Genomic DNA, 3376 nt, shown 5'->3' on the forward strand with positions numbered 1-3376 from the left:
TGTCGATGGCGGTTGAGAACCGCGTATAGATGGCGCCGAGAGGGAATTGATGCGGAATTCGGCTCGGAGTGGTGCTGAATGACGCTGATGATCTGATTTGGTTGGGGATGAGAGCGCGGGATGCACCGACAGGAGCCCGGAGGGCGACTGAGGCGCATCCCGCGCTGCGTCCGCGCATGCTACATGTGCGGAGCGCCGCAATCAGACATCGACCCACTACCACGTAAACTCGATGTCCTATCCCAACGGCCCGTGTGAGGGGACTTGCAGGTCCCCGGGCACTGATGCCGACTGGTTCACGGTATGCGCCAGCATAATGGCATTGGCGCATTCCGTCGAGCTTTTCCCCGCAATCCCGACGGCGTTCCGAGAGGTTCGCCGCCGCAATGCAAACCGGTCGTTTCTTTCTCTGCGCACGGTGCCGCTCACAGGTCTTGCTTTGCCGGCATTGCGATCGGGGTCAGCGCTTCTGTGGTTCTGACTGCGCCCATGAAGCCCGCCGTGACAGTCTGCGTGCGGCGGGGCTGCGCTACCAGAACACCCGCCGGGGCCGCTTTGCCCACGCCGACCGCTCCCGCCGATATCGCCAGCGCTGCAAAAACAACGTGACGCATCAGTCTGCACCTTGTCTGCCGGATGGTTCACGACTGAACGCGCCCCTGATCGACGGCACCGTCGCACTGGACGACGTCACCGCTGAAGCGGTGCCATCGATCCCTCCGGCTCCGTGCTGCCGGCGCTGCAGTTGTCGGCTGCCGCCGTTCTTTCGCGGCGGCTTCGTGCGTCGCCGAGGGGCCTATGTCCGTCAACACGACTATGGAGACCCAACCGATGACCATATCCGCCGAGAAGGAAGCGATGATCCTGCGCCTGTACCACGTTGAGAGGTGGCGCTGTGGAACGATCGCAACGCAATTGCATTGCCACCATACGACGGTCTTCCGGGTTCTGAAGGAGGCCGGTCTGCCCCGCCACAGGCCGGTGATACGTCCCGCCGAGGTCGACCAGTATCTGCCGTTCGTCCAGCGGACGCTTGAGACATATCCAGACCTGACCGCCAGCCGCCTGTACGGGATGGTGCAGGAGCGCGGCTACAAGGGCTCGTCCTCCCACTTCCGGCATATGATCGCGCTCCACCGTCCGCGCAAGGCTGCGGAAGCATTCCTGCGTCTGCGCACCCTGCCGGGCGAGCAAGGCCAGGTCGACTGGGCGCATTTTGGTCACATCGAAATCGGCAAGGCTCGCCGCCCGCTGATGGCCTTCGTCATGGTGTTGTCCTACTCGCGCGACATCTATCTGCGCTTCTTTCTTGATGCCCGCATGGAAAACTTCCTGCGCGGCCACGCCGGTGCGTTCAACGCCTGGAATGGTTTGCCCAGGGTGCTGCTCTATGACAACCTTAAGAGCGCTGTGCTTGAGCGTCACGGCGATGCCATCCGGTTCCATCCGACACTTCTGGCCTTCGCGGGCCATTATCGCTTCGAGCCCCGTCCCGCCGCCGTGGCGCGGGGCAACGAAAAGGGCCGCGTCGAGCGCGCCATTCGCCACATCCGGGAAGCCTTCTTCATCGCCCGCAAGTTCAAGGACCTCGACGATCTGAATGCCCAGGCCGAACAATGGTGCCGCAACCAGGCCGCCGACCGGCCATGCCCCGAGGACCGGACGATGACGGTTCGTCAGGTGTTTGCGCAGGAGCAGCCCATGCTTCTGCCATTGCCCACCAACCCGTACCCCATCGAGGAGCAGATCGCCGCGAAGGTCGGAAAGACACCCTATGTCCGCTTCGACCTGAACGATTACTCGGTTCCCCATACTCATGTCCGGCGCACGCTCACCGTGCGCGCCGATCTCGCCCAGGTCCGGATATTCGATGCCGCCACGATGATCGCCAGCCACCGCCGCAGCTACGACCGGGGCCAGCAGATCGAAGACCCCCGGCACCTCAAGGCGCTCGTCGCCGTCAAGCGCGAAGCGCGCCAGCATCGGGGCCTCAACAGTTTGACGCGCGCCGTGCCGGCCTGCCAGAAACTGATGATCCACGCCGCCGAGCGCGGCGCCAATATCGGCGCGATCACCAATGCCATGCTCAAACTGCTCGACCTCTACGGCGCCACCGAACTCCAGGCCGCCGTCGAAGATGCCTTGCAGGCCGGGGCCTCTCATTCGAGATCGGTTCACGTCGCGCTCGAACGCCGCCGGATCGCGCGTGGCGCTCCACCGCCGGTCGAAACAAGGCTGCCGGAGCATGTCCGCAAAAAGGATACGGTCGTACAGCCCCACAAGCTCGACCGTTACGATCAACTCACTTGCGCAGGCAACGACGATGAATAATCCCGGCATCCTGTTCAACCGCGCCAGGGCGCTGCGCCTCAATGGCCTGATCGCCCACTGGGACGAAATCGCCGACGCGCCGTGGCTGGCCGCCGTGCTTCAATGGGAGGAAGAAGAGCGCTCCGACCGCTCATTGCGGCGACGCATGCGCGCCGCCAGGCTTGGCCACTTCAGGCAACTGGCCGATTACGACTGGAAATGGCCGCGTCGTATCGATCGCGCCGCCATCGAGGAACTGATGACGCTGTCCTTCGTCAAGGAGGCCGCCAACATCGTCCTTATCGGCCCTAACGGCGTCGGCAAGTCCACGCTCGCTCTTAACGTCGCCTACCAGGCGCTGGTCGCCGGCCATTCGGTCCTCTTCCGCACCGCCAGCGAAATGCTCGGCGAGCTCGCCGCCATCGACAGCGATTCCATGCTCCGCCGAAAGCTGCAGTACTATGCGGCGCCCGATATCCTGGTCATCGACGAGGTCGGATATCTCTCCTATTCCAACCGTCATGCCGATCTGCTGTTCGATCTCATCAGCCGCCGATACGAGAAACGCTCGACCATCGTCACCACCAACAAGCCCTTCGCGCAATGGTCGGAGGTCTTCCCCAATGCCGCCTGCGTCGTCAGTCTGGTCGATCGCCTTTTGCACCATTGTGAGGTCATTCCCATCGAAGGCGATTCTTACCGCTTCAAGGAAGCCTCCGAGCGCTCGAAGGCGCAGCGTCAACAACGCACCAGCCACCCCGCTGACGAAAAGGAGCCTGCAGCATGACCGGAAATCCTCATCAGCCGTCCGGTCTCGGGCGTGGAATCCAGTTCATCGTCAATGCCGAATGGACACCCGAGCAAGCAGCCGCCGTCTTCGAACTCCTCGACGATCTGCGAGACTGCATCTGGAGCCGTTACGCTCCCCACATCCAGCAGTTTGTCCGTCACCAACAAGCCCCTGACGATCAGCACCCTTCCAGCGACGAGCAGACAGGGCAAAAGCCCCATCCTCTCGATCCCTCCTGGTAAAAAATACAAAGCGGCCCCATCGGGCCGCTTTCTC

4 protein-coding genes are annotated in these 3376 nt (G+C 62.9%); 2 read left to right on the plus strand and 2 right to left on the minus strand.

Features of this window, described 5'->3' with window-relative positions:
* Positions 1-425 precede the first annotated feature (425 nt).
* Positions 426-614, minus strand: coding sequence for a hypothetical protein (locus D3227_RS39870; protein WP_095090369.1), 189 nt, complete (start codon positions 612-614; stop codon positions 426-428).
* A 184-nt stretch (positions 615-798) separates the two neighbouring features.
* Between D3227_RS39870 and istA the strand changes: the two genes are divergently transcribed.
* Both istA and istB read left to right on the plus strand, forming a co-directional pair.
* Entirely contained in the window at positions 799-2331 is a 1533-nt protein-coding gene (gene istA / locus D3227_RS39875; RefSeq protein WP_208646624.1) for an IS21 family transposase, read from the plus strand.
* The gene (istB, locus tag D3227_RS39880) at positions 2324-3097 is read left to right on the plus strand and encodes an IS21-like element helper ATPase IstB (protein ID WP_095090157.1); all 774 of its coding nucleotides are present in this window, start codon (positions 2324-2326) and stop codon (positions 3095-3097) included. Before istA ends, istB begins: the two co-directional genes overlap by 8 nt.
* On the opposite strand, the gene D3227_RS42465 is transcribed toward istB, so the two are convergent.
* On the minus strand, positions 3049-3376 hold a 328-nt coding region (locus D3227_RS42465; protein WP_208646625.1), incomplete at its 5' end, for a hypothetical protein. The genes istB and D3227_RS42465 overlap by 49 nt on opposite strands.

Origin of the sequence: Mesorhizobium waimense (assembly GCF_003601975.1) — a bacterium.
Classification (GTDB): Bacteria; Pseudomonadota; Alphaproteobacteria; order Rhizobiales; family Rhizobiaceae; genus Mesorhizobium; species Mesorhizobium waimense.